This is a genomic window from Hymenobacter segetis, assembly GCF_054776495.1.
This window is the reverse complement of sequence record NZ_BAAHBV010000001.1, coordinates 551839-578175: the sequence shown is the minus strand read 5'-3', so window position 1 is coordinate 578175 and position 26337 is coordinate 551839. Positions and strand designations below refer to the sequence as shown.

The 26337-nt window shown below is 60.6% G+C and carries 26 protein-coding genes; 9 read left to right on the top strand and 17 right to left on the bottom strand.

Annotated features, from left to right (window positions below):
* The first annotated feature begins 77 nt into the window (after positions 1-77).
* Positions 78-1556 carry an APC family permease gene (locus ACYU70_RS02555; protein ID WP_342301509.1) on the top strand — a complete coding sequence of 493 codons (1479 nt, stop codon included), beginning with the start codon at positions 78-80 and terminating at the stop codon, positions 1554-1556.
* Positions 1557-1717: 161 nt separating this feature from the next.
* On the opposite strand, the gene ACYU70_RS02550 is transcribed toward ACYU70_RS02555, so the two are convergent.
* From ACYU70_RS02550 to ACYU70_RS02540, 3 genes are all read right to left on the bottom strand, one after another.
* Positions 1718-2425 carry a peptidase associated/transthyretin-like domain-containing protein gene (locus ACYU70_RS02550; RefSeq protein WP_460615878.1) on the bottom strand — a complete coding sequence of 236 codons (708 nt, stop codon included), beginning with the start codon at positions 2423-2425 and terminating at the stop codon, positions 1718-1720.
* Positions 2426-2720: 295 nt separating this feature from the next.
* Positions 2721-3152, bottom strand: a complete 432-nt coding sequence (locus tag ACYU70_RS02545; protein ID WP_342299686.1) for a hypothetical protein — start codon at positions 3150-3152, stop codon at positions 2721-2723.
* 80 nt (positions 3153-3232) lie between these two features.
* Entirely contained in the window at positions 3233-4024 is a 792-nt protein-coding gene (locus ACYU70_RS02540; RefSeq protein WP_342299687.1) for a DUF547 domain-containing protein, read from the bottom strand.
* Between the two features lie 383 nt (positions 4025-4407).
* On the opposite strand from ACYU70_RS02540, the gene ACYU70_RS02535 reads away from it, so the two are divergent.
* The 3 genes from ACYU70_RS02535 (at position 4408) to ACYU70_RS02525 (ending at position 7527) form a co-directional block, all read left to right on the top strand.
* A complete protein-coding gene (locus tag ACYU70_RS02535) occupies positions 4408-5739 on the top strand; it encodes an NAD(P)/FAD-dependent oxidoreductase (RefSeq protein WP_342299689.1) in 1332 nt (443 codons plus the stop codon).
* A 24-nt stretch (positions 5740-5763) separates the two neighbouring features.
* Positions 5764-5994 carry a hypothetical protein gene (locus tag ACYU70_RS02530; protein ID WP_342299691.1) on the top strand — a complete coding sequence of 77 codons (231 nt, stop codon included), beginning with the start codon at positions 5764-5766 and terminating at the stop codon, positions 5992-5994.
* A gap of 174 nt (positions 5995-6168) precedes the next feature.
* Positions 6169-7527 (top strand): 4Fe-4S binding protein, encoded by a 1359-nt coding sequence (locus ACYU70_RS02525; protein WP_342299692.1) that lies wholly within the window; start codon positions 6169-6171, stop codon positions 7525-7527.
* A gap of 771 nt (positions 7528-8298) precedes the next feature.
* Here the strand turns inward: ACYU70_RS02525 and ACYU70_RS02520 are convergent.
* Positions 8299-9153: a hypothetical protein gene (locus ACYU70_RS02520; protein ID WP_342299694.1), complete on the bottom strand. Its 855-nt coding sequence runs from the start codon at positions 9151-9153 to the stop codon at positions 8299-8301.
* Between the two features lie 466 nt (positions 9154-9619).
* On the opposite strand from ACYU70_RS02520, the gene ACYU70_RS02515 reads away from it, so the two are divergent.
* Positions 9620-10135: a GNAT family N-acetyltransferase gene (locus tag ACYU70_RS02515; protein WP_342299696.1), complete on the top strand. Its 516-nt coding sequence runs from the start codon at positions 9620-9622 to the stop codon at positions 10133-10135.
* 77 nt (positions 10136-10212) lie between these two features.
* Here the strand turns inward: ACYU70_RS02515 and ACYU70_RS02510 are convergent, their stop codons facing one another.
* The 3 genes from ACYU70_RS02510 to ACYU70_RS02500 are packed head-to-tail and all read right to left on the bottom strand — an operon-like array spanning position 10213 to position 12161.
* On the bottom strand, positions 10213-11205 hold the full coding sequence (locus ACYU70_RS02510; protein ID WP_342299698.1) for an alpha/beta fold hydrolase: 993 nt from the start codon (positions 11203-11205) through the stop codon (positions 10213-10215).
* 37 nt (positions 11206-11242) lie between these two features.
* A complete protein-coding gene (locus ACYU70_RS02505; protein ID WP_342299700.1) occupies positions 11243-11698 on the bottom strand; it encodes an SRPBCC family protein in 456 nt (151 codons plus the stop codon).
* A gap of 7 nt (positions 11699-11705) precedes the next feature.
* On the bottom strand, positions 11706-12161 hold the full coding sequence (locus ACYU70_RS02500) for a peroxiredoxin (protein WP_342299702.1): 456 nt from the start codon (positions 12159-12161) through the stop codon (positions 11706-11708).
* A gap of 94 nt (positions 12162-12255) precedes the next feature.
* Here ACYU70_RS02500 and ACYU70_RS02495 point away from each other — a divergent pair, with 94 nt between their 5' ends.
* The 3 genes from ACYU70_RS02495 to ACYU70_RS02485 all read left to right on the top strand — a co-directional run bounded on the left by ACYU70_RS02495 (position 12256) and on the right by ACYU70_RS02485 (position 15968).
* Entirely contained in the window at positions 12256-12954 is a 699-nt protein-coding gene (locus ACYU70_RS02495) for a glycosyltransferase family 2 protein (RefSeq protein ID WP_342299703.1), read from the top strand.
* 178 nt (positions 12955-13132) lie between these two features.
* Positions 13133-14590, top strand: a complete 1458-nt coding sequence (locus tag ACYU70_RS02490; protein WP_342299704.1) for a cellulose synthase family protein — start codon at positions 13133-13135, stop codon at positions 14588-14590.
* A gap of 16 nt (positions 14591-14606) precedes the next feature.
* A complete protein-coding gene (locus tag ACYU70_RS02485) occupies positions 14607-15968 on the top strand; it encodes a hypothetical protein (protein WP_342299705.1) in 1362 nt (453 codons plus the stop codon).
* 150 nt (positions 15969-16118) lie between these two features.
* Here ACYU70_RS02485 and ACYU70_RS02480 read toward each other — a convergent pair whose 3' ends face one another.
* The 8 genes from ACYU70_RS02480 to ACYU70_RS02445 all read right to left on the bottom strand — a co-directional run bounded on the left by ACYU70_RS02480 (position 16119) and on the right by ACYU70_RS02445 (position 21927).
* Entirely contained in the window at positions 16119-17012 is an 894-nt protein-coding gene (locus ACYU70_RS02480; protein WP_342299706.1) for a hypothetical protein, read from the bottom strand.
* Between the two features lie 96 nt (positions 17013-17108).
* Positions 17109-17759 carry a TIGR04282 family arsenosugar biosynthesis glycosyltransferase gene (locus ACYU70_RS02475; RefSeq protein ID WP_342299708.1) on the bottom strand — a complete coding sequence of 217 codons (651 nt, stop codon included), beginning with the start codon at positions 17757-17759 and terminating at the stop codon, positions 17109-17111.
* Positions 17752-18189, bottom strand: coding sequence for a rhodanese-like domain-containing protein (locus ACYU70_RS02470; protein ID WP_342299709.1), 438 nt, complete (start codon positions 18187-18189; stop codon positions 17752-17754). Before ACYU70_RS02470 ends, ACYU70_RS02475 begins: the two co-directional genes overlap by 8 nt.
* Before the next feature lie 126 nt (positions 18190-18315).
* Positions 18316-19365: an arsenosugar biosynthesis radical SAM (seleno)protein ArsS gene (arsS, locus tag ACYU70_RS02465; protein WP_342299710.1), complete on the bottom strand. Its 1050-nt coding sequence runs from the start codon at positions 19363-19365 to the stop codon at positions 18316-18318.
* A 26-nt stretch (positions 19366-19391) separates the two neighbouring features.
* Positions 19392-19730, bottom strand: a complete 339-nt coding sequence (locus tag ACYU70_RS02460) for an arsenosugar biosynthesis-associated peroxidase-like protein (protein ID WP_342299711.1) — start codon at positions 19728-19730, stop codon at positions 19392-19394.
* A gap of 44 nt (positions 19731-19774) precedes the next feature.
* Complete coding sequence (locus ACYU70_RS02455) at positions 19775-20314, bottom strand: heme NO-binding domain-containing protein (protein ID WP_342299713.1); 540 nt, start codon at positions 20312-20314, stop codon at positions 19775-19777.
* Positions 20315-20447: 133 nt separating this feature from the next.
* Positions 20448-21359: an anti-sigma factor gene (locus ACYU70_RS02450; protein WP_342299714.1), complete on the bottom strand. Its 912-nt coding sequence runs from the start codon at positions 21357-21359 to the stop codon at positions 20448-20450.
* 7 nt (positions 21360-21366) lie between these two features.
* Positions 21367-21927, bottom strand: coding sequence for an RNA polymerase sigma factor (locus ACYU70_RS02445; protein WP_342299716.1), 561 nt, complete (start codon positions 21925-21927; stop codon positions 21367-21369).
* A gap of 273 nt (positions 21928-22200) precedes the next feature.
* Between ACYU70_RS02445 and ACYU70_RS02440 the strand changes: the two genes are divergently transcribed.
* The gene (locus ACYU70_RS02440) at positions 22201-23595 is read left to right on the top strand and encodes an NAD-dependent succinate-semialdehyde dehydrogenase (protein ID WP_342299718.1); all 1395 of its coding nucleotides are present in this window, start codon (positions 22201-22203) and stop codon (positions 23593-23595) included.
* Between the two features lie 71 nt (positions 23596-23666).
* On the opposite strand, the gene ACYU70_RS02435 is transcribed toward ACYU70_RS02440, so the two are convergent.
* Together ACYU70_RS02435 and ACYU70_RS02430 are read right to left on the bottom strand one after the other, a co-directional pair.
* Positions 23667-24425 (bottom strand): YdcF family protein, encoded by a 759-nt coding sequence (locus tag ACYU70_RS02435; protein ID WP_342299720.1) that lies wholly within the window; start codon positions 24423-24425, stop codon positions 23667-23669.
* An 88-nt stretch (positions 24426-24513) separates the two neighbouring features.
* Positions 24514-26265: a DUF885 domain-containing protein gene (locus ACYU70_RS02430; RefSeq protein ID WP_342299722.1), complete on the bottom strand. Its 1752-nt coding sequence runs from the start codon at positions 26263-26265 to the stop codon at positions 24514-24516.
* Positions 26266-26337: the final 72 nt, after the last annotated feature.

Here is a 26337-nt window from a genome sequence, read left to right as displayed (position 1 = left end):
TTCCGGACTTTTAATTGCGAGGCCCGCCGTCCACGGCGGGCCTTTTCGTTTTCTTTGACAAAAATCTCAGCTCTTTTATGACCGAACCTCAACCCGACCAACCGCATTTCAAGCGGGCCATCAATCTTTTCGACGCCATTATGCTGGTCACCGGCAGCATGATAGGCTCGGGCATCTTCATCGTCTCAGCCGACATTGCGCGGCAGGTGGGCAGCGCCGGCTGGCTGCTGGTGGTGTGGCTGCTCACCGGTTTCATCACCATGGCCGGGGCCATCAGCTACGGCGAGCTGGCCAGCATGTTCCCCAAAGTGGGCGGCCAGTACGTGTACCTGCGCGAGGCATTCGGCCGCCTCACGGCCTTCCTCTATGGCTGGACGCTGTTTCTCGTCATTCAAACCGGCGTAATCGCGGCCGTGGCCGTGGCCTTCGCCAAGTTCACTGGCGTGCTCCTGCCCTATTTCAGCGTGAAAAACGTGCTGTTTCAGGCCGGCAGCTTCGAGTTCAGCAGCGTGCAGTTGCTGGCCATTGTGCTCATCATCGGCATCACGGCCCTCAATGCGCAGGGCGTGCGCACCGGCAAGCTCATCCAGAACGTGCTGGGCAGCACCAAGCTGGTGGCGCTGGCGCTGCTCATCATCTTCGGCGTGGCGCTGGGGCTGAACCACGAAGCCATCGCCGCCAACTTCGCCGACCTCTGGACGGCCACCCGCTACCCGGCCCCCGGCGTGAGCGCCGCGCCGCTGCCCATCAGCGGCTATTCGCTGGTCATTGCCATCGGCATGGCCATGACGGGCTCGCTCTTCTCCTCCGATTCGTGGAACAACATCGGCTTCGCGGGCGAGGAAATCCAGAACCCCGAGCGCACGCTGGTGCGCAGCATGGCCATCGGCACGGCCATCGTCACGGCCCTCTATATCCTCATCAACATCGTGTACCTTCTGGTGCTGCCCCTGCACGGCACCCCCGAAGCCGCCACCCTGGCCGGCCGCGGCATCCAGTACGCCACCGACGACCGCGTGGCCACGGCAGTGGCCGAATCAGTCCTCGGCAAAGCCGGCGCTTATGTCATGGCCGTGCTCATCATGCTCAGCACGTTCGGGGCGAATAACGGCATCATTCTCAGCGGCTCCCGCGCTTACTTTGCCATGGCGAAGGACGGCCTGTTCTTCCCCGGCCTGGCCCAGCTGAACGGGGCGGGCGTACCGGGCCGCGCCCTGTGGGCGCAGTGCCTTTGGGCCTGCCTGCTCTGCCTCAGCGGCTCCTACGGCCAGCTGCTCAACTACGTGATGTTCGCCGTAATTCTGTTTTACGTTGTCACCATCATCGGCATTTTCGTATTGCGCCGCACCCGGCCCGAGGCCCCGCGCCCCTACCGCGCCTGGGGCTACCCGCTGGTGCCCGGCCTCTACGTACTGCTGGCCAGCGCCTTCTGCATCATCCTGCTCATCGCGCCTGACACGGCCGAATTCTCGCGCCGGGGCCTGGGTCTGGTGGCGCTGGGCCTGCCGGTGTACTTCCTGTTTGGCCGCCGCTTCGGGGGCAAGGTTGAGGCGTAGCGCTAATTTTGTCATTCCGACAAAGGAGGAATCTGAGGAGAATACTCTCCGGATTTATCCAGATTCCTCCTTCGTCGGAATGACAACCTTTCATTTTAATGGCACAAAAAAGGCCTCCCATTGTGGGAGGCCTTTTTTCATTTGATATCCTGACCGAAAACCTAGCGGCGCTTGCGGCTGGCTTTGGCGCGGGGCGTGAGGGTCACGTTCACGGGCTTGCTGCCAGTGTTGCGTACTTCTTCATCGTCGTAGCCGCCGTAGCCGTAGATGAGGGTGTTGTCGCCGCTGGGTACTTCCATGGTGTAGTTGCCATTGGCGTCGGTGCTGGTGCCTTTGCTGCTGCCTTTTAGCAGCACGGTGGCACCTACCAGCGGCCGGCCGTTCTCGTCTTCAATCTTGCCCGACATGGTAACGGTAGTCGGGGCGGCGGGCTCGGGAGCAGCCACGGGTGCGGGCGCCGGAGCGGCCTCTACCGGGGCTGCCGCCGCTGCTACGACCGGGGCAGCTGCAGGCGTGGCAGTGGGGACAGTAGCGGTGGGTTTTGCTACCGTTTTGGTGGTGGTTTTGGTGGTGGTTTCTTCTTCGGCAGCAGCCGGGGCGGCTTTGAGGCCGGCGGCAATGCTATCGGCCGAGGTGGGCGCGGTGGCCGTCACGGCCGCATCGTCAAGCATAAAGCTGGGCGTCACCGATGCCAGGCCGGTACCGCCGCCTTTGGGCAGGGCCACGTAGGCCAGCACCAGCGCCAGAATCACGCCCACCAGAATGTAGGTCAGCTTGTTGTTGCCCCCCGATACAACATCCTCATCCTGAGCATCCAGGTTCGGATTGTAAGGCTCGTTTTCAACCTTGGGTAGATTTTCTGAATTCATCGTTAAAAAAGTAATGGGTGGGTTAATGCTTGCGCGGGATTTATTTATTGGCCAAAAGCCACCTATCCAAATAGGCTGCGCAAGTTAAGCGTTTGCAGCGTTATCTGCCGCAGCTAACCTTTTTTTGATTAGATAAATTGAAGTCGTTGCCCCAATGCCCTTATCTACCGTTCAGCTTGGCCCTAGCACATTGGTGGCTAGCGCATAATAAAACCGGGCCGGAGCCGCCGGACCATAGTCGCAGCAGGCTCCGGCCCGGCCGGTCAATTATCGCATTCAGAATGCCGGTAGCGCCTTATTCGCTGCCCGGCGCTTCGCCGTCGTTGGAGGGCTTGGCGGGGCCGCTGGGAGCTTTTTCGCCAAACTCCTGCTCCCGCGTGCGCAGGTTGTGGTCCAGCTCGAAGCTGCCTTCGGCCTCGAAACCGGGACCTTGGGCCTGCTCGCCAGCGTTAGTGTGGTCGTTGCCGCCCTGGGGGCTGGTTTCGGAACCGCCGATGTGCAGGTTTTCGAGCTGGTCCTTCTGGTTATTGCGCTGGGTGTAGCCATTGGCACCCACGTTGCGGGCGGCGGTGGGGTCGTTGCTGGCTTTGCCGTTGCTCTGGTCCTGCTGGTATTCTTTTTCCTTTTCCAGCTTTTCGTTTTTCGGAAACTGCTGATTTTCGGTGGTATCGGCGTTTTCGCCTTCGTTGGGGTCGGTACTGTTGCCGTTGCTATTATCGGGAATCATACGCGTGGGAAGTCTGAGGATGAAGTGTCTCCCGGCTTACGCAGGCCCCGGCAATGCGTTGCATGACGCCCGGCCGACGCTTATTTGCTGGCCATGATTTCGGAATCGGTGCGCTTCTGGTCGTTCAGGCTCCAGTTGTAGGGGTAATATTCAACCGTGTACCAGGTGGGAATGCGGTCATTTTTGCGGAACTGGTTGACGTACATCACGCCCGTTTTGCCGCTGGTGCTGAAATCACTCTCGTACCACTGAAAGATTTCGGGCAGCCGCACAATTTTCTTCGCGTCGTCAACCTTTACATAGCTCGGGTCGAGCAAAGCAAACCGGGCCTGGTTGTTCAGCTGCGCAAACAGGTCCTTGCCCACGTAGGCGACGCGGTTCAGGCGGGGGCAGCTGTTGGTGCCGCACACCAGGGCAAAATGCAGGCGCGGGTCGTCGTAAATTTTGCGGAGCTTGTCGGTTTCAATCTGGTCGAGGGTGAGCAACTCACGGCCCACGCGCATCCGCACCCGGTTGAAAAAGCCGGGCATGTCCTGCAACGACGTGAGCGGATAATTTTTAATTATTTCGCCGATAACCAGTACGTTGTACGCATTCAGATAAAAAGCATATTGGTCGACTGCTCCGGCCTTCGCCAGGTCGAAATCGCCGATGTTGCTCAGTAGCGCGTCCAGCATTTCGGGGTTGCGTTGCAGGGTTTCGTAGCTCACCTTGCCTTCCTTGTTCACAAATTTTTGCAGGAAAGCCGTGGTCTGCGCGGTGATGGACGCGGCCGTGAGCGGCGCAACTTCACCGGCCATAGCGGTGCCACCCAACATCAGGCTCAGCAACAGTAAAGCCCAAAACTTTCCGAAGGCGTAGCAGAATTTCATAAAGTAAGTAGTTTAGCAAGTGTTCGAAGACTCGAAACTTACTACCGGACCGGAGCATCAGATTTACACTTTTTCGATTTTCCCATTTTGAGAAAACCTGGCATTCCAGTTTCCAGCATTCCGTAACGAATTGTGGGTTGAGGACCTTTCTATTCCAAAAAATAGTCTGTCATTTCCGTATTCAGCGGTTCGATTAATGCGGTTCCTCGACTGTCATCCGCATTTTTCGCCGGTGGAATACGAGACGGCATTAGAATTATTCTGCGGCTGCCGGTGATGGTGCGTAGCCCGCGGCGGCCTGGCGCGGCGGAAGCGGCGGGGCCGCCGCCCACCCGGCCCACCTTGTCGCTACATTTGAGGCCAGAATATTTTCCTCCCGGCCCATGCACCTCGTCATCCTCGGCAACGGCATTACCGGCGTGACGTGCGCCCTGACCGTGCGCCGGCTGCGCCCCGAGGCCCGCATCACGCTGGTATCGAGCGAAAGCGCCCACCACTACTCCCGCACCGCGCTGATGTACGTGTACATGGGCCACTTGCGGGCGCAGGACATCAAGCCCTACGCCGACTGGTTCTGGGCAGAAAACCGGCTGGCCTTGGTGCACGCCACCGCCACCGCCCTCAACACCGCCGAAAACCTGCTCGTCCTCGACAACGGCACCACCCTCGCCTACGACCAGCTGCTGCTGGCCACTGGTTCCGAAAGCAAACTCTTTGGCTGGCCCGGCCAGCACCTGGCCGGCGTGCAGGGCCTCTACGGTCTGCCCGATTTGGAAGCCATGACCCGCGACACCCACGGCATCGGCCGGGGCGTGGTGGTGGGCGGCGGCCTCATCGGCGTAGAGCTGGCCGAGATGCTGCACACCCGCGGCATCGAGCCCTTAGTGCTCGTGCGCGAGGCCCGCTACTGGGCCTCGGTGCTGCCGCCCGAGGAGGCTAACCTGGTGGACCGCCAGTTCCAGGAAAACCACGTTGCGGTGCGCTACGGCACCGAGCTGCGCGAGATTCTGGGCGATGCGGACGGCCGCGTGCGCGCCGTGGTGACCACAGCCGGCGAGGAAATTGCCTGCCAGTGGGTGGGCCTGGCCACCGGCGTCACGCCCAACCTCACGCTGGCCAACACCTCGAACGTGGAAACTGCCCAGGGCATTCTGGTTGATGAATTCTTGCGGACCAACGTACCCAACGTCTTCGCGGCCGGCGACTGTGCCCAGCACCGCCAGCCCGGCACGGGCGAAGTGCCCATCGAGCAGCTCTGGTACACCGGCCGGATGCAGGGCGAAACCGTGGCCCACACCATCTGCGGGCAGCCCATGCACTACCGACGCGGCATCTGGTTCAACTCGGCCAAGTTCTTCAACCTTGAATACCAGACCTACGGCCAGGCCCCGGCTGGCCCCACGCCCGGCCTCACCAGCTTTTACTGGGAGCACCCGAATAGTCGAACGGCGGTGCGGGTGTATTTCCAAAGCGAAGCCCCGCACGCCGTGGTGGGTTTCAACGCGCTGGGCCTGCGCCTGCGCCACGCCGTGTGCGAGCAGTGGATTGCGCAGCGCACGCCCGTAGCCACGGTCATGAGCCATTTAGGTGCGGCCAATTTCGACCCAGAGTTTTTTCCGCAGCACGAAAAAGCCATCGTGGCCGACTTCAACCGACAGTTTCCCGGGCAATCCGTAGCGCTGAAGCAGCGCAAGGGACTTTTTGCACGTCTGTAGCCTTCGTCACTCAACTTTTTTTCTGTGGATTTCTCCAAGCTATACCGTCCCTCGGCCCTCAACAGCTTCCAGTTCATCGCCCTCACGGGCCTGCTGATGAGCGCCGGCGCACACCTGATTCTGCACTTCTTCGTGGGCCGTCTGCCGGCGGGCTTCAATTGGCTTTATGTATGCTGGTCAGGATTCTACATCGTGGGCACGCTCATCAACCTCTTCGGTAAACCCGATGAACCGCACCATCATCACCACCATTAGGAAGGATTGATGGCAATTGATAGTCGTTTTTTAAGTCGCCCGTCATGCTGAGCGGAGTCGAAGCATCTCTACCGCGCAACTAATCCCAATCGTAGATGATATAGTACTGCGGTAGAGATGCTTCGACTCCGCTCAGCATGTCCGTCTCTCTATCGTATCATCCTGTTACACTGCATGACGCCCACCCTCACCCCGCCCCTGCCCGCGACTTCTCCCGCCGAAAAGCTCACGCTGGCCGTGGTGGCCGGCGGCCTGCTAGCGCTGCTCCTGGCCTTGGCCGATGCTGACCCCAGCCGCCGCAACACTTGGTTTTGGCTGGCCGTAGGGCTGGTGAGTGCCGGCACGCTGGCCTGGAGCTGGCTGAAATTTGGCCGGCACCCATCTGGCGTGCAGCAGGACAACCTCTGGCTGCGGGCCAGCACCGGGCGCGGGGCCGTGGCTTGGGTCACGGGCCTGGTGCTCACGGGTTTCTATGTGGTGCTGTACTGGTTTAGCAACGACGATGGCCAGGGCAATTTCGGCCTGCTCAACAACCTGATTCACCCGCTCGACGGCCTCAGCCAGGCGCTGCGCGCCCGGCCGGCCGACCAATGGTTTCTCTACGGCACCTTCTACACGCTGGCCGTGCTGCTGATGGGCAGCCGGGCGCTGTGGAAATACCGGCACTCGCGTTACCAGGTTATCCGCACCGTTTCGGTGATGTTTTTCCAACTGGGTTTCTCGTTTTTGATTCCAGGGCTGCTCCAGTTTTTTCAGCAGCCGGAGTTTTATTTCAGCTACTTCTGGCCGTTGAAGTACGACTACCTGTTTCCCGGCACGGTTACCTCGCTGCTGCAAAAGGGCGGCCTGGGCGTGTTCATGGTGTTCTGGGGCGCGGTGATGTCGCTGGTGGCCACGCCGGTGCTCACCTACTTCTACGGCAAGCGCTGGTACTGCTCGTGGGTGTGCGGCTGCGGCGGCCTGGCCGAAACCGCCGGCGACCCCTACCGCCACCTCTCCGACAAAAGCCGCGCTGCCTGGCGCTGGGAAGTCCGCATCATCTACCCTGTGCTGGGGCTGATAATTGCCATCACGGCCCTGCTGTGGGTGCATTTTGCCACCGGCAGCAACCTATTGGGCGAAGCTGGCAACGTGGCCGCCAAGTGGTACGGCTTTGCCATCGGCTCAGTGTTTTCCGGGGTGATTGGGGTGGGGTTCTACCCCATCATGGGCTCGCGGGTGTGGTGCCGCTTCGGCTGCCCCATGGCGGCCTACCTGGGCCTGCTGCAAAAGCACTTCTCCCGCTTCCGCATCAGCACCAATGGGGCGCAGTGCATCTCGTGCGGCAACTGCTCCAACGTGTGCGAAATGGGCATCGACGTGCAGCAGTACGCCCAGCGCGGTGCGCCCATCGTCCGGGCCTCGTGCGTGGGCTGCGGCATGTGCAGCACCGCCTGCCCCCGCGGCGTGCTCAACCTGGAGAATGGCCCGCGCGAGGGTCGGTACCAAGCGTCGCCACTGATTCACGCAGATTCGCTTCGAATATTGAGTTAGCTGATTCAGAATAGGAAAGAATAGAGCTTGCCAAGCCTGAAGGCGTGGTGTGCACGAAACTCGTGACTTAGCGAGGTTTCCTGAATTTTGATTGGTGAACGAGTTTCTTAAACTCTCCGCGCACGCGCATTAGATTGACCTGCGAACCGCCTGGCATCAGGCATGTATTCACATAAAAGTGGGGCTGCGTTACGGTGTTCGTTGCGCTCGCGGTGCAGTCCCAACGGGGGCGAAATCATCACGTCGATAGAGGGAAAACACAGACCTGCCAGGTATACTTGCCACCAATTAATTAAATTATAGTTATATTTAATCTTTACACCTTACAAAACAGCTCATGCAAACGCTCCCCTTTTATAATCGGTTGACGCCCCACCTGGGTAGCGTGGCCGTTTGGCACGACAACGAGGCCTGCCAGCTGGGTCATAGCATTGCCTTGGAGGACCGCCATCCGGGCCAGGACCACCTGCGCGCCCATTGCAAAATATGCGTGCAACTGAACCAGCCTATCGTGCTGGCCCACTCCAGCCGAGGTGCTTATTCCGATGTTTTGGCCGGAATCATCGAATCGGGGACCGCAGCTAGGCGCGCAGGGATAAAATAGGCCTTCGGAGAGGGTCCGAATAACAAAAGGAGGGATTTTTTTCTATCCTCCAGCCATTCCCTGGCCCCCAACCGAGTGGCAGTGCATCTCTCCACCACTGGCATTGCTCACCCACTGAAGGCTCCGTCAATGCGCCCCCTGACGGCTGCCGGTCGGACGGGGCGGCCTCAGAAGTCGAATGGGTCGTGGCTGGCGAGCAGGTCTACGCTGAGCACCAGGCCCAGCCAGAGCCGGCCGTGGTAAATCCAGTTACTGGCTTCCGGGCCAATGGCAAAATCGGCACCTAAGGCAAAGCCCACGTTGGCGCGGTTCACGCCGATGACCAGGTAGCCGCCGGGCGAGAGAATGGGCACTTCGCGGATGTAGTGGATGCGGTGCTTGACATTGTTTTTGTCGTTGTTCAATTCCTCGGTGCCGACGGTGAGAAAGGCGCCCGGCACCAGGGAAAACTGCGAAATCTTCCGGCTGAGAAACTGCCCTGTGGGCCGGTAGTAGAGGTTTTGGTAGGTGTGGAAGGAGTTTTTCCACCCCCAGGAAATGCCCACGTCGAAGCCGCCACCAGCGCGCGAGCCGAGCGTATCGCCCACGCCCGGGCGCAGCTTGACCGGAACGGTAATGGCCTGAAAGATGGGGTAGGATTCGAAGAAGTGGAGCTTCTGCCCGGCGTAGTACCGCGGGCCTCCCCCCCGCGCCCCCCTGCCCGGCGACGCGAAGAAGCATTGCCGGACGGCCGTATCGGCCCCGACCCCGGTCGGCAGCAGCGTAATGGCAACGGTTTGCTCGGTCAGGCTCATCTGGGCCAGCGTGCGGCGGGGCAGCACGAGGGCGGTTGGTTGTCCCGTCGGGGTGGGCGCGGCGCGGTACAGCGTCTGGCCCCGGGGCAGGTACACAGTGCTGGTTTTGCGGGTGTTCACGCAGGCGCTCAGCAGCGCCAGGCCCAGCAGCACCAGCGGGAACGCCGACCAGCGGAAAGGCCCTGCGAGCGGTGATGACCAAACGGCGGGGGCACGGAGCTGGACCATATGAGTCTAGGTGGCAACAGCAGTTGATGGCATTTATATTAAATATATTATAAATATATTTACAATACTAGCACGAGGACGCGGACCGTTGGTTACCGGTCGCCAGGGGGTTGTCTGATACACACCCACTGCTGCGCATGATTGGCTCAGAAAGCCCCCCCTTGCTGGCCCCGGTCAGAGGAAAGGGCCTAATTGGCGCTAGAGGGAGTCAGAAAGTGGGACTACCTGCGAGGTACTTGTAGCCCCACTTTCTGACTCCCTCTAGCGTCCCTATCAACGCTGCTCTTGTTTTTGGTCCACCAATTACTGGCTCCGCGACACGCCCTTAAAACAGGAGGACGTTTGCTGGGGATTTGTTCGCCGAACAACTGAACGCGTCACTCCCTGACACCGCGGCGGCAATTGGTATCCAGAAAAACTGCCTGACTAGCAAAAGGAGGATATTACCTTCGCTCAAAATACTGCAATGATTAAGCTAGCACGCATGCAGCCGGAAGAAGGCGCCTGTTTTTACCCCTGGATTAGCGACCCCGAAGTCATTCACTATTCGCTGTCCGCTTTCCAAGGCCTGAAGACGCCGGCGCAGATTGACCACTGGTTCGCGGCGACCTTACAGGATGAGAAGAGCATCAACCTCGGCATTTACCTGCAAGAGACCAATGCGTTGATTGGCTACGCGGGCCTCTCGAACCTTTCGACCACCAACCAGTCGGGCGAATATTTCATCCTGATTGGGGAGAAAGCCTACTGGGGGAAAGGGGTGGGCACGGCGGTGACGAAACAGGTACTAACACTGGGCTTTACCGTGCATCGGTTCAATCGCATTATGCTCACGGTTTCCGAATCGAATCTGGGCGGCATAAAAGCCTATACCAAAGCCGGCTTTGTGGTTGAGGGGCGCCTGAGAGCGGCCTGCTGTCGCAACGGCCTGTTCCATGATAAAATCGTGATGTCTGTCCTAAAGGCAGAATGGCAGCAGTAAAAGGTGCTGGTGGACCACGAAAAGGGTCGTTTAAGCATAAGTCAAGTACTGCTAATGAAACTTCACAGTACTTAGCCCTACCCCAAAAACCCCAGCAGCGCCTTGTAAAACTGCGCCGGAGCCTCCAGATGCGGGATGTGGCCCACGTTCGGAATCTCTACCAGTTTCGCCCCTTTGATTTGGGCGGCGGTGCGGCGGCCCAGCGCCGGGTACTGGCCCATTTGGGCCAGGGTTTTGGGGTCTTTTATGAGGCCTTTGCCCACCACCGTGCGGTCGGCCTGACCGATGATGAGGAGCGTGGGCACCTTAATTCGGTTGAATTCGTAGCTCACCGGCTGCTGGTAAATCATGTCGAAGGTGAGGGCGTTGGCGCGGGCTACTTTGGCGAAATCGGGGCTTTTGGTTTGGGCGGCCAGGGGCAGCAGCCATTGGTCGTGGGCCGCCGGATAGCCGTTGGGATAATAGGTCGCGTGGTACTTGCGGATGCTGGCTTCGGTGCTTTTCAGCTCGGTGGCTTCGGCCTGGTCCACGGTCTGGAAGGGCACGCCCACGCGGTAATCTTCCAGGCCGATGGGGTTTTCGAGCACCAGCTTTTCGGTGGTTTCGGGGTAAAGCAGAGCGAAGCGGGTGGCCAGCATCCCGCCCATGCTGTGGCCCACGATGACGGCCTGCTTCACGCCCAGCGTATCGAGCAAACGCCTGGTATTGCGCGCCAGCTGATGAAACGAGTAGTGGATATCGGCCTTATCTGACTTGCCAAAACCAATTTGGTCAGGCACCACCACCCGGAAACCCGCGCCGGCCAGCGTCTTAATCGTCTCGCGCCAGTAGGCCCCGAAGAAGTTTTTGCCGTGCAGCAGCACCACGGTGCGGCCGTTGGATTTGGCAGTCGGCGGCACATCCATGTAGGCCATGCGCAGGGCCTGGCCTTCCAGCTTCAGCGGCAAGTAATGGACCGGAAACGGGTACTCGTAGCCATCGAGCGTGGCGTTGAGCGGCGAGGTCTGGGCCGGCGCGGCAGTGGCGGCAAGTAGCAGGGGCAGCAACAGCAGCAGCAGGAAACGGGGCATCTGGGAAGCAATTGGTGAGTTTGCTTCTACGAAGAACTTAGCGCCTTTGCTCAAGCTGCTGTTTCAACATCGCATTGCGCGCCTGCAAAAACTGAGTCAGATAACGTTTCAGGAATAGCTTATCAAACCACTGCCCAACGAACCCCAACGGGCTGCTGAATTCAAAAACGTCGCGCACACGAGTGCCGCCCGGCACGGCATCGAAATAATGGTCGTGCCGCAAGGTTCGAAAAGCTCCTCGCACCAGCTCATCCCGAAAATAGTGCGGCGGCGAGGCCGCCGTAATCCGCACGGTCAGGCGCTGGCGGATGCCTAGGTGGCGCGCTTCCCAGGTCACTACGTCACCGAGTTTCAGCTGCCCATCGGCGGGGCCGGCTATCACTCGCTCCCCCGTTTGGTGGGTAGAGGCAAGATGCGCCTCCACGTTCAGAGCCAGCGCATAGCAAGCTTCAGGCGGCGCTTGCACTATCATTTCCAACTCAATGCGTGCCATTGGCTGCTTACGCGGGCAGTCCTTCCAGCACTTTTTTGGCGTTGCTCACATGGTCCGTGGCCCCGCTCAACGAGTTGAAGATGTACTGAATAATTCCGTTTTTATCAATCACGAACGTGACGCGGCCGGGCAGCAGGCCCAGTAGGGCGCGGGGTACTTCATAGAGCTTGCGGACTTTCCCGTCGGTGTCGGCCAACAGCTCGAAGGGCAGGCGGTGCTTCTGGGTGAATTTCTGGTGCGAGGCTTCGCTGTCGGAGCTGATGCCAATTACTTCGGCCCCGAGGTCCTTGAAATCCTCGTACTGGTCGCGGAACGAGCAGGCTTCGGCGGTGCAGCCGGGGGTGTCGTCTTTGGGGTAGAAATACAGCACCAAGTGCCGGCCGCGCTGGTCGGCCAGGCGGAAGGTTTCGCCGGTAGTGGTGGTGAGGGTGAAATCGGGAGCGGGCTGGCCTACCTGGAGCATATAACTGAAGATTGAAATAGGGCCGCAAGGTAGCGGCACGGTGCGGCTTTACGGCGGCGGCGGCATCTTTGTGTTTCGTTAGTTATTCTGCTTCATGCCCCAGCCCCGCGTCAGCGTCATCATTCCCGCCCACAACGAGGCCGGGGCCATTGCCCTGGTGCTGGCCGAAATTCCGGCCGGACTGGCCCAGGAAATCATCGTGGTCGATAACAACTCGACCGACAACACGGCCGAAATCGCCCGGGCCAGCGGGGCCACCGTGCTGCGCGAGCCGCGCCCCGGCTACGGCTACGCCTGCCTGGCGGGCATGGCCTACGCCTTCGGCCGGCCGCAATCCGAATGGCCCGACCTCGTCGTATTTCTCGACGGCGACCACTCCGATTTCCCCGAACAAATGCCCGAACTACTGGCCCCGCTTCTGCGCGGGGAGGCCGACCTGGTCATCGGCTCCCGCGCCCTGGGCGTGCGCGAAAAAGGCTCCCTCCTGCCCCAGCAGCGGTTTGGCAACTGGCTGGCTGCCCGTCTACTAAACATCCGCTACGGTGGCACCGTCACCGATTTGGGGCCCTTTCGGGCCGTCACGACTCCGGCCCTGCTGCGCATCGGCATGGAAGACAAAACCTACGGCTGGACCGTGGAAATGCAGGTGAAAGCCGCCCGCCTAGGCCTGCGTACCGTGGAAGTGCCCGTGCGCTACCGCAAGCGCATCGGCACGAGCAAGGTGTCGGGCACGGTGCGCGGCACCCTCGGGGCGGGCTACAAGATTCTGTGGACGATTTTTAAGTACTGGTAATATTTCCCGTCATCTTTCACTGTCATCCTGAGCTTGCGAAGGACCTTATCACGGCTGCCTTGTTTGAGCGTACCGCAAACTCTTCATCAACGATAAGGTCCTTCGCAAGCTCAGGATGACAGGAGGCCACAACAGGCCGTTTTTTCGCATTGTTACAAAAATTGATTTTCCATATCTAATGGCGGTACTGCCCATTTTGCTGGTGGTGCTGTACGGCCTGTGCCTGCTGTTTATCCTGGGGTTCAGTGCGGGGCAATGGCAGCTTACGCGGCTGGCGCTGCGCGCCTACGCCAAGGGGCTGCCCCCGCCCCCACCCGCACCCGCCAAATGGCCCCGCGTGCTGGTGCAGCTGCCGCTTTACAATGAGCAAAACGTGGTGGAGCGCATCATCGATGCCGCCGCCGCCCTCGACTACCCCACTGACTTACTTCATATCCAAGTCCTCGACGACTCGACCGATGCCACCGTGGCGCTGGCGGAGGCCCGCGTGGCCTACCACGCCGCCCGGGGCCTGCGCATCAGCCACGTGTGCCGGCCCAACCGCGAGGGCTACAAAGCCGGTGCACTCCGCTACGGGCTCGAAGAAAACGCCGATGAGTTCGTCGCCATTTTTGATGCGGATTTTGTGCCCGACCCGGATTTCCTGCGGCGCACTATCCCCTACTTTTTGCAGGATAAGCAGGTGGGCGTGGTGCAAACCCGCTGGGGGCATCTTAATGAGGACGAGTCGCTGCTCACGCGCCTACAGGCATTCGGGCTGAACGCACACTTTCTTATAGAGCAAGTGGGGCGCACGTCGGCGGGCTTTTTCATCAATTTCAACGGCACGGGCGGCTTGTGGCGGCGTGCCTGCATCGACGATGCCGGCGGCTGGCACACCGACACCCTCACCGAAGACCTCGACCTGAGCTACCGCGCCCAGCTGCGCGGCTGGCGCTTCGTCTACCGTCCTGAAATAGTGGCCCCCGCCGAACTGCCCGCCGTGATGGATGCCCTCAAATCGCAGCAGTTCCGCTGGACCAAGGGCGCGGCCGAAACCGCCCACAAGCACCTGGGCAACATGTGGCGCTCCGAGCAGCCGCTCCCCGTGAAGCTCCAAGCCACCTTCCATCTGCTGAATAGCTCGGTGTACATCGTCATCATGCTTATGGCTTTGCTGAGCGTGCCGCTGGTATTTGTGCGGGCGCACTACCACGAGTACAAGGCGGTGTTTCAGCTGGCGTCAGTGTTTCTGATTGGGTTTACGCCGCTGATTTACTACTACTACACCGCCTGGCGGCTGGCCCATCCGGACAAGCCGCTGTGGCGCTACCCGGGCTTTTTCCTGCTGTTTTTGTCGGTTTCGATGGGCCTGACCCTGCACAATGCGCGGGCCGTGATTCTCGGCTGGCTGGGGCGGCGCACGCCGTTTGTGCGCACGCCCAAGGCCGGCACCGGCAGCCCTGCCCGCAAGCGGCGCTACCGCACCGGCGGCGTGGGCTGGCTGGTCATTTTGGAGGGCGTACTCGCGGCTTACTTTGCATTTGGCCTCGTGGCCGGCATTTACTTAGACGATTTCGGACTGCTGCCGTTCCACTCACTGCTGACCATTGGCTTCGCGGCCATTTGCTACTTTTCCATCCGCGACAACAGCTAAACAATATCTGAACCCCTTGTCTCTCAAGCTGCCTTCCATTTCTCAGGTTGTGGCGCTGCTGCTGTCCGGCGCGGCGTATGCGGGGCTGGCATTTGCCACGCCGAGGGCTGATTTTGGCCAGTTAGCCGGCCTGTTTGCGGTGGCGCTGGGAGCATATGTGTGGCTGCTGCACAGCCGCTTGCCGCTGCGCTGGGGCCTTGGCGCGGCGCTGGCGTTCCGGCTGCTGTGGCTGCCGGCTACCCCGGCTTTTTCCGACGATATTTTCCGCTTCCGCTGGGATGGTCTGCTGGTGGCGCACGGTGTCAACCCCTTCCAGCTTCGGCCCGATGAAATCATTGCCGACGGCGCCCGCACCGCCCTGCCCGATGCCGCCGTACGCAACGCCGTGCTGCCCGAGTTTCAGCAGCTGTACCGACAGCTCAATTCGCCGCATTACTACTCGGTGTATCCGCCGGTGTGCCAGGCGGTATTCGGCGGCGCGGCCCGCCTATTTCCCACTTCTGAGCGTGGCTTCATTACCTGCCTGCGCCTAGTAATTCTGGCGGCCGAAGCCGGCACGACCTGGCTCCTGCTGGCGTTGCTGGCCGAAATGAACTGGCCCCGGGCGCGGGCGCTGCGCTACCTATTGCACCCGCTTGTTATCGTCGAACTCACCGGCAACCTGCATTTTGAAGCCTTGGCCCTGTGCTTCCTGCTACTAGCCATCTGGCTGCTGAGTAGGCAGCAATGGGCCAAATCAGCGGGGGCGCTGGCGCTGGGCGTGGCGGCCAAAATACTGCCGCTGCTGGTGCTGCCGCTGCTGGTGCGGCGGCTGGGCTGGCGACGGTTTCTGGCGTATGCGGGCGTGGTGGCGGGCACGCTGCTGGTGCTGTTCAGTCCGTTTTTGTCGGTGGCGCTGTTCGTCAACATCAGCCGTAGTTTGAACCTTTATTTCCGCAGCTTCGAGTTCAATGCCAGCATTTACTACGTGCTTCGGGCCATCGGCTATCGGCTCACCACCTACAATGAAATTGCCCGCATCGGGCCGGCGCTGGCGCTCACCAGTGGTCTGCTTGGGCTGGGACTGGCGTGGCGCGAGCGCCGCCTCACTACGGCATCCCTAGCCCAGACGCTGCTGCTGATGCTCACCGCGTATTATGCCCTGGCCACCACCGTGCACCCGTGGTATCTCACGCTGCTCATTGGGCTGGGGGTGCTGTCGCGGTTCCGCTTTCCGCTGGTGTGGGGCGGGCTGGCGGTGCTTTCCTACGCCACTTACCAGACCAGTGCCTACACTGAGAATCTGTGGCTGGTGGCGCTGGAGTATGGGGTTGTTTTTGGGGTTTTGGCTTGGGAACTGACGCTGTATTCGCGCAGCAGTGAAGTGGCAACTGAATAATAGAGAACGGTCATGCAGAGCGTAGTCGAAGCATCTCTACCGCAGTACCATTTCCTCCATTTGGGGTTAGTTGTGCGATAGAGATGCTTCGACTACGCTCTGCATGACCGTTTCTGTCGCATGCCCTAATACATTCTACTTAAATACACTCTACTTAGGCCAATACGCGTAGCGGCGCGTCGATTTCAGGCGCAGGGTGCGGCCGTCCCAGGTAGTTTGGCGGAGCAGGATGTTGGGGTAATTTTTGGCGAACCAATACACGTTTTCCTTGCCGGGGGCCAGCGTCACGGCCACGCGCCAGGCGGGCTCGGGGGCATCGGCGGCCGGGGCTTCGGCGGTGGTGAGGTGGGCTTGGTAGTAGACCGGCGGCGTGACTTTGTTGGTCTGCTGCAAGTCCAGTACCACCAGTTGGAAGCTGGGCTTCTGGTCGAATTTTAGGGCGCGGAGCGTGTACGGTAGCGCATCTTCGAGGAAGATGTCGCGGCGCAGGTCGCGGCTGTTATCGCCCTGGCCGTCCCAGTAGGAATGATACCACATTTCGAAGTTCACCCCATCATCGATGATGGATTTGAAGGTATTGCCGCACCATTCCTGCGACGAGGACGACATCTTGAACAGCGATACCGGCTGGTCGCGCCGGAAAAACAGCGACGTGAGGTAGTGATACGGGTACTCATCGGCCGGAATGCTGCAGAACTGGTTGATTTTCATCACTGGAAACAGGTCATCCCGCTTGTAATCGTCCGTTTTCACGTTGAACTGCTGGTTGAACTCTTCCTTCACCGTAATCTGCGTGTATTCAAACGTGCGCTTCTTCTTATAAATCACCCGCTCGGCGTCGTAGGTCGCCACTTCGGCCAAGCCATCTTCCCAGAGCTTGCGCATGGCCCAGTTCTGGTCGAAATAAGGCATAACGGCTTGCAAGGCCTGGGCCGAAACCGGCGTGCGGGCTTTTACCGGTTTGTCCTCGGCGGGATGGCAGCTGCCCACGAGCAGGCCTACCAGCAGCGTAGGCATCAACAGGCGCAGCGGAAAGCAACTCATAACAACGGGCGGGATTTGGAAGAGCGAATATAGGAGTCGCATGCTACGGATGAGCCTAAAAGCAGCACAAGCAAAAACCGCAGGGCAAAAACCGCGCTAATTCACGCGCTCAGCCCGCCACGCGGCCAGGTCGGCGGCATCGTCCACATCGCGCAACGTGGGCAGTAAGGCTACGCGCAGGCCCAGACCAGCGGCATCAGCAAGGGTATCAGACAGAACCGAATCGGTGCTCCAGGTTTTGTTCTGGAACAACTCGGGCTGGGGCTGGCGTAGGCCGAGGAGATAGTAGCCGCCATCGGTGGCCGGCCCCAGCACCAAGTCGTTGGTTTCGAGCAGCGCAAAGGCCTGGTTAAGATGCGTGTCGTTCAGCCCCGGGCAGTCGGTCCCGATGATGGCTACCCGGCCCGCTCCCGTTTCAAATGCTACTGCAAAGGCCGTTGCCATGCGCGCGCCGAGGTCGCCTTCGGTCTGGCATTTGGCGTGGTGGGTGGCCCATTCGTGGGCTTCGGCAGCGGTAGGCTCCGCGCCGGCGGCATCGGCCAGCCAGATAGTAGCCGGTACGCCCGCAGCCACCACGGCGGCATTGGTAATGGCCAGCAACTCGTGATAAACCGCCAAGGCGGCGGGCTCTCCCACCCCGGCTGCCAGCCGGCTTTTTACCCGGCCCAAGGCTGGCACGCGGGCAAATACCAGCAGATGAGCATCACTCTTCGATTGAGCGGCGCGGGCCGCAAGGTCTTCATTCATAAACTTTTCGTCCCCGCTTCAGCCAAGGACTCCAGAACGGGGAATATGGGTGCACGTTGGTGGTGGGACCGGTGGAATCTACCACGGGGTGGCCCTCATTCACCCACTCAAACAGCCCGCCATACAGGTTGCGCACGTTGCGGAAACCCAGCGCGTGGAGTCGCTCGCCCAGCCGCTCGCTCCGCACGCCCACCGAGCAGTACACCACCACGGGCTGGCTGCGGTCGAGGCCGGCAAACGGCGCGGTGGCGATGGAATCGAAGGGCACAAATTGGGCTCCGCGCAGGTGGCTCACGCGGTATTCGGCGGGTGTGCGCACGTCGAGCAACAGCGGCGGGGCGGGCGCGGCCAGTTCCTGCGCCAATGCGGCCGCCGGTACCGTGGGCACGGTATTGCGGTACAGGGTGCGCAGCAGTTGCTTATAGAGCATACTGGAAGAAGCGGCTTCGTCGGTTGCCCCGCTCCCACACGCGCTCAAGGCCAATAATCCGGCAATCAGGCTGATGAGAACAAGACGAAACCAATTCATGGAGAATTTTTTAAATCCGGCTTACCGCTAAGCCGTGGCCCCGCCGCAGCTAGAGCCCGCGCCGGCAGTGCAGCCGTAGCAGTGCTGGTTGATAACGATGCTGCGGTTTTGCAGGGCATCAAGGTTGAAATCGCGGATGTGGCGAGTGCTACTGGCGGCTACCGGCAGGTCCAGCATCTGGTTGAAATCGCAGTCGTAGAGCAGGCCGTCCCAACCCACCGAGATGGTGCTGCGGCACATCACATTGGCGGCGGCCACGGGGTTGTAGGCCTGCACCAGCTTGTCCATGTAGCCGTCGTAGTTACCGCTTTCAATTAAATAATCGAGGAAGCGACTGACCGGCAAATTGGTAATAGCCAACAGGTTATTGAAGCTAACGCCGTGGTCGCGGGTGAGGCGCTGCTTGAACTCGCGCTCCAGGCTGGCCTGGTTGCCAGGCAGAAACGCGCCCGACGGATTGTACACCAAATCCAGGTTCAGGCCCGAGCCTTCCACCCCGTAGCCCACGGCGTTTAGCATGTGCAGGGCGCGCATCGAACGGTCGAACACGCCTTCGCCGCGCTGGGCATCGGTGCGGCCAGCCGCGAAGTGCGGCAGCGACGACACCACCTGCACACCATGCTTGGCGAAGAATTCCGGCAGGTCGTTATACTTCTTATTGGCTACGATGATAGTGAGGTTGCAGCGCACGATAACCTGCCGGCCAAGGGCCGAAATACCCTCCACGAACCAGCGGAAATCGGGGTTCATCTCGGGCGCGCCACCGGTGAGGTCCACCACCTGGATGTCGGTTTGCGCCAGCGCATCCAGGCACTGCTGCATAGTTTCGCGGGTCATGATTTCGGTGCGGTCGGGGCCGGCATCCACGTGGCAATGCTTGCACACCTGGTTGCACATTTTGCCCACGTTCACCTGCAGCACCTTCATTTCGGTGGGGCGCAGCGGCAGCAGGCCGGTTTCGCGCAGTTTGGCCCCGAAGGCGGGAAAGCGCGCCCCCGCCGTCTGCGCCGGGTTGAGGACATCGAGTTGATAGTTGGAATCAGCCAGCGCGTGGTGCTGGGCGTGGAGAGATTTCATGAACTTGATTTACAGTAATCTCCGACTTACATCGACAGCTCTTTGGCCTTGTTCATCATCATGGTGGCATGCACCAGCGTGGCCCCGCCCTTAATGGCAGCGCCAACGTGCACGGCTTCCATCATCTGGGCCTCGTCGGCACCTTTCTGGAGCGAGTCGGCGGTGTAGGCATCGATGCAGTACGGGCACTGCACTACGTGAGCTACAGCTAAGGCAATCAGCGACTTCTCGCGCTCTGTCAGGGCACCTTCCTTGAAGACCTCGCCGTAATAATCAAAAAACTTGCGGCCCATTTCGGGCTGCCATTCCGAGATTTTTCCAAATTTGGCCAGGTCGGCGGGGTTGTAATAAGAAGCGTCGCTCATGGTTGAAAAAATGAATTGAAACAGATAAATCAGGAAAAGATAAGCTAGCGCCGACGCACGTGAATCCGCACCCGTTCGCCGTCTTCGGTGGTGGTGGGCATCACGTCGATGCGGTCGGCTTCGTCGTAGTAAGCGGCCACGCCGCGCACGATGCCCACCGCCAGCCCACCCATACGGCGCGGCGACACGTAGTCAATCATCAGCTCATTGGGACCGAGGCGGCTGACTTCGAGCACGGGCGGCGAGTTCTCGCTGTGCTCCTGCCGCACCTGCTTGTGCATGGTTAGTTCGGTGTTTTCCAGCATATCCAGCGTTTTCCACTCGGGCTTGAGCAGGCGCTGATACATGTACATAAGGTCAGGCACCAGGTATTCACCAAACTTCTCGTGCAGCTCGCCGGCCGACAGGCCGGTCATCTCGGCCGCATGGCCCACGAGGGCATAAATGTGCTCGTCGGGGTACACGGTTTTGTGGTCGAATTCTACTTTGTCGAGGCCCGACAGTTCCATTAGCTTCACCCAGGTGCTGTGGTCGTACTGGGTTTGCACGTAGCGTTTTAGGAGTGTCAGAATGGTGCCGTGCATGATTTAAAGAAGATTTTTCGTTTGATAAACAATACCGCCTGCCAGCCCAAACGGCCAACAGGCGGCAATGTTTATTTTCGGTCAAACCAAATACAACTGATTTTCACGGGCTAAACCATTAATTGTGGAGGGGCTAAATATTGCCTACCACCGTCATTGTGCTCAGCGTGGGACCTACGCTGCCACCGGCGGGTTCCACGGTCATGGCAAAAGTTTGAGCGCTGGCAATGTCCTTCATGTGCTGGAGGCCTTCGCCGGTGGCCGTGGCCACGGTGAGCACACCGGCATCAATCGGCTTGCCTTTATCGAGAGCCCAGAGCTGGTACTGCTTGTCGGCGGGCAGAGGCGGCAGGCTGCGCACGTCCACGTACACCTTGTGGGTGGCGGGGTTGAACAGCACACGGGCGTGGGCCGTGGGGGCGGTTTTTGTACCGGCCAAAGCCACGGCGCGGAACTCATCGTTGCGCAGCACTTCGTTTTCCTGTTGCAGCGCGCCGAGTTTCTTCTCCACTACCTGCGAGGTGGTGGCGAAGCGGGACTGCTCGTTTTGCAAAGCCACCAGCTCCGAGCTGGCGCTTTTCCAGTTCGAATACAGCAGCATATTGCCGCCCAAACTCAGCAGCAAGGCTACCGAGGCGGCAATGGCCCAGCCCGAGCGGCTGGCCGGCACCTCCACGGGCGCGGACGACATGGGGCGTACTACGGCTTCAGTGGGGGTGGCAACGGGCTGCGGGGCGCTGGCGGCGGGGCGGCTGGTGGTCTGGGCTACGGCATCCACGTCGGCGCGGAGGCTGGTGTTGGCGGAGGAGCCCGAGATTTGGGCTAGTACGTTGTTCAACACCCGCTCGCGCATGGCGGCGGGGGGCGTGATGGCGTGGGCTTCGGCGTAGAAACCCAACGCTGCCTGAACCTGCTCCAGCTCGGCCCGGATTTCGGGGTGGCTGGCGGCCTGGGCTTCCACGGCCGCCTGCTCAGCGGCCGAGAGCTCGCCGAGAGCATATTGCTCCAGGATGCCCGATTCTATATAGTCTTGGAAGTTTTCCACGGTTGGTTCAGCGAATAAGTTTGCTTAGGACTTTGATAGCGGTGCGGGCGCGGGTTTTCACCGTCCCCAAAGGGATGTTGAGCTCCTCGGCCACCTCACTTTGGGTGAAGCCCTCGAAATAGAGCATGTCGATAATCTGGCGCTGCTCGGGAATAAGTTTCTGGGTAATTTCCTGCAAGCCAATGTGCTCGGGGCGGAATGACGTAGGCGCGGCTTGGCGCTGCGCCGTCAGACTGTCGTCCAACCCCGTTGTTTTGCTACCTACGCGGTGCTGCCGTGAGCGGATTTTATCGATGCTCAGATTGCGGCAAATGTTCAGCACCCAGGTGAATAGCCGGCCCTTGGTGGGGTCGTAGCTGGCGAAAGCATTCCAGATTTTCACCAGTGCCTCCTGCAACACGTCCTCGGCCTCGTCCTCGGCTTTCACGATGCGAAAGATGACGCCGTAGAGCGCGGCCGAATACCGGTCGTAAAACAGCGTCATGGCCGATTCGTCGCGGGCCTGGAGGCGCCGGACCAGGTCCTCCTCGGCGGCGGGTGGTAGGGAAATTAACGGATTATCGGACACGGGAGTGACTGAAAGTGAGTAATAAAGCGGAAAGGCGGGGCCTTGCGAAGCGCACGAAAATACGGTGTGCCGCGCAATTGCCCGTATACGGTCTTTTGCGGGCCGCAACCGAAGCCGGAAGCTGCACCTTGCGGCCCGGCTGTCGCCACAACACCCGGCGGGGCTATGATGTTGACCAGCTACTTACCGACTGTACCAAGTGGCCGATTTTTGCCGCTGCTCTGCGCCCTGCTTTCCCCTTAATTTTTCTTCCTCTCGATTTACTTTTTCGCAATGCCCATCGAGTCCTACAACCCCTACACCGGCCGCGTGCTGCGCCGCTTCTCCCCTTTCAGCTGGGCCAAAACCGAGCGTATTCTGGGCCAGGCGCACCGGGCGGCGGCCACCTGGCCCACCACCACGTTTGCCCACCGCGCCGGGGTGCTGCGCCGGGCCGCCGCCCTGCTGCGCGAGCGGCAGGACGAATTGGCCCGCCTCATGGCCCTGGAAATGGGCAAGCCCATTACCGACGGTCGCGCCGAGGCCGTGAAATGTGCCACCTGCTGCGACTACTACGCCGACCACGCCGAGGAATTTCTCAGCGATGAACTCATCAAAACCGATGCCGGCCGCAGCTTCATCAGCTACCAGCCTTTGGGCGTGGTGCTGGCCGTGATGCCGTGGAATTTCCCCTTCTGGCAGGTAGTGCGCTTTGCCGCGCCGGCCCTCATGGCCGGCAATGTGGGCCTGCTTAAGCACGCCTCCAACGTGCCGCAGTGCGCCCTGGCGCTGGAACAGATTTTTCACGATGCGGGCCTGCCGCCGGCCTGCTTCCGCACGCTGCTCATCGGGTCCGACTTGGTGGAAAAGCTCATTGCCGATGACCGGCTGCGGGCCGTGACGCTCACGGGCAGCGAAGGCGCGGGCGCGGCCGTGGCCGCCGCCGCCGGGCAGCACATCAAGAAAACCGTGCTGGAGCTGGGCGGTTCCGACCCATTCATTGTATTGGCCGATGCCGACGTGGCGCTGGCCGCCAAAACCGCCGCCCAAAGTCGCATGATAAACAGCGGCCAGAGCTGCATCGCCGCCAAGCGCTTCATAGTGGAAAAGCCGGTGCTGAAGGAATTCATCGGCCACCTAAAAACCCACCTCCTAGCCCTGCGCCCCGGCGACCCGCTCGACCCGGCCACCCAATACGGCCCCCTCGCCCGCCCCGACCTGGCCGACGAGCTCAGCCAACAAGTGAATGATTCGGTGGCCCAGGGCGCGAAAGTGGAACTCTTCGGCGGGCAGGCCAAGCCCGGCACCGCCCTCTTCCGCCCCATGATTCTGTCGAATATCAAGCCCGGCCAGCGCGCTTACTCCGAAGAATTATTTGGCCCGGTAGCGTTGGTGCTCGAAGCTAAAAACGCCGATGATGCCGTGCGCCTCGCCAACGATTCGCGCTTCGGCCTAGGTGCGGCCGTGTGGACCTCGGACCCGAAAAAAGGCGAAGCCATGGCCCGCCAGATTGAAAGCGGTGCCGTGTTCGTGAATGGGTTGGTGAAATCGATGTCCGAAATGCCCTTTGGCGGGGTAAAGAAGTCAGGCTACGGGCGCGAGCTTTCTTATCTGGGCATCCGCGAGTTCGTCAATCAGAAGTCGATTTGGATTGGTAAGGAAGTGGCGACGGTGGCGAAAACGGAGTAGGGTGCGGGGCTTGCCCCCGCCCGCCGTTGAGCAATGGTAGTTCAACGGCGGGCGGGGGCAAGCCCCGCACCCTACAAATAACCTAACACTTTGTACGTCAACCAGCCTGTCACCTCGTGTACCAGCAGGCTGAAATTGACCATTGCCTCCGCACTAGGCACCAGCCAAGAATCAGGCGAGAGGCGGCGGTCGGCGCTGCGGTAGCCAGCTGGAAAGCTGATGGGGTGCAGTCCAACTTTGGCGAAGCAGCCCATGGCCCGCCGCTGATGGAAGGCCGAGGTGACGAGGATGAGCGTGTCCTGCTCGGGTGTGAGCAACTGCTTGGTGAAAAGCGCGTTTTCGCGGGTGTTGCGGCTTTTTTCTTCGCGGATGATGGCTGAGTTGGGCACACCCGCCAAGCGCAGCAGTGTCGTCAGGTCGTCGGCTTCGGTGTGGGCCTTGGCCTGCACCGCGCCTGAGCCGCCCGACACGATAATACGGCGCACCCGCCCGGCCCGGTACAGCCACAGCGCACTCGTGAGGCGGTCGGCCCCGGGGCCGAGGTACACCCGGTCGTGCGGCGATTTATTGACGTTGGTGATGCCCGTGAGCAGCACGGCGGCATCGGCGTGGCGGGGCAGGGTGGCCAGGGCTACGGGCGGCTGCTCCCAGGCCAGCAGCAGCTCGTTTACCAGAAACGGGTTGGTACTAAGCAGCGTGAGCGCCAGCGCGGCCAGCAGCCAGCGGCGCTGGCGCGGCGGCCGGGCTACGAGCGCCACAATCAGAAAAACTACCAGCCACACGGTGGGCAGCAGCACAAAGTCGAGAACCTTCGAGAGCAGAAAAAACACGCCCAAAGGTAGCGCCGGCTACCCTTGGGCGGACACGAAGCCGCGCAGGCGATTAAACTCAGCGCGCACTTCGGCTTTCAGGTTCGGCTTATTTGCGCAGCATCAACTCCCGAATGTATTTCACCGGGGCGCTGCCGTAGCTGAGGAAGTTTTCGTGAAAAGCTTTCAGGTCGAAGGCTTTGCCTTCCTTCTGCTTCAGCTCCTCGCGCAGGGCATAAATCTCGGTGTAGCCGGTGAAGTAGCTGCTGAGCTGCACCTGACTTAGGGTGGCGCGCAGCCACTTGCCCCGCGCCTCGGCTTCTTCCTGGAAGCCCTCGCGGCGCAGCATGGCCACTACATCGGCCTCGCTCATGTTTTCGGCCTGAATGGCGTGGTCAATGACAGCGTTTAGGGTCGAGCGCATGTTCCACTTGTCCCACATTAGCCACATTTCGTCGGAGTTGTTGCCATAGCCGCTTTCCAGCATCATGCGCTCCGAATACACGGCCCAGCCCTCTACCATGGCCCCATTGCCAAAAATGCTTTTCACCAGCGAAGGTGAGCGGTTGGCGTACACGAGCTGCGTGTAGTGGCCCGGAATGGCTTCGTGGATGTTGAGAATCTGGAGGGTGTAGTCGTTGTATTCGCGCAGGTAGCTTTCGGCTTGGGCGGGCGTCCACTCGGCGGGCAGCGGCTCCACGTTGTAGTAGGTGTTCGCACCTTTATCGTAGGGGCCGGGGGCCGATACGCTGGCTCCTGCCCCACTGCCGCGCATGTAGAGCGGAGTTTCGCGCACTACCAGCGGCTTGCTGGGGTCCTGGGTTAATAGTTTGTGCTCGTTGACGAAGGCCACCAGCGTCGGAATCTGGCGCTTCACGGCGTCCACAAAACTGTCGCGCGGGGCGTGCTTCAACGTCAACTGGTTGATGACGGCCGTAATCAGGGCCAGGGTATCGGCCGGGGCTTTCTGGCCGGGGAAGTATTTGGGATAGAGCCGCGCGGCGCGGTGGCCCATGTCGTGCAGCAGCTCGGCCTTGTGCTTGAGGGCCTGCTGGTAGATTTCGGCGGCTGTGAAGCGCGACTGAATATCGTAGGCAAATTTCTGGTCGAACAGCTCCTTGCCGATGCGGAACGAGCGGAACTGGCCTTTCGTCAGCACGTCGTTTTTGAGGAAATCCATGTAGCCCTGCACGGCCGTGCGGGCGGCGGCCACGCGGTCAGTCAGGGTCTTTTTCTCCGCTTCACTCAGGCCCGATTTGCGCACCGAATCGGCCAGTGCGGAGCCAAAGACCTCCAGTCCGCCCGCGTTCTGTTTGATGCCCAGTTCCGTGTGCTCCTTCGTCGGGTTACTGATGTTGGCCCGGGCGGCGGCGTAGAACTCGGCGGCGTGGCTGATTTTGTCGGAGATGTTGCGCAGGCGGCGGTCGAGCCGGAAGTGGCGGCCGTTGAGCAAATCACCCACCGAGGCCCCAAGGTTGTAGCTGGCCGGGTTCCACTGCCAGGTTTTGAGGGTGTCGGCGTACCAGCGCTCGGCCCGCAGTTCGTTGCGCAGCAGGCGCAGGTCAATCTGGTTATTGGGCGAGAGACTGTCGAGGGCGAATTTGCCGAGCGCGGCCAGATTATTTTGGGCGAACGCGTCATCGGCCTGGCGTTGGGCGGCGTTGGGAATCAGCAGCAGCGAGTCGTATTTGTGGTAGCCCATGCTGGAGGCGTAGTCCGGGTTTTGCCGCCACAGGGCTTCAATGAACTTGGTTTTGAAGGCATCGAAACGGGCATCAGGGCCGGTGGTGGTGGCGGTTTTGTCGGCGTGAGAGCAACTGGCGAGGGCCAGGGCCAGCAAGGGCAGGTAACGGAATTTCATGGGTTGTATTTGGCGGTTGAAAACCTCCGTCATGCAGAGCGCAGCGAAGCATCTTTACCTCAATAGTAATTA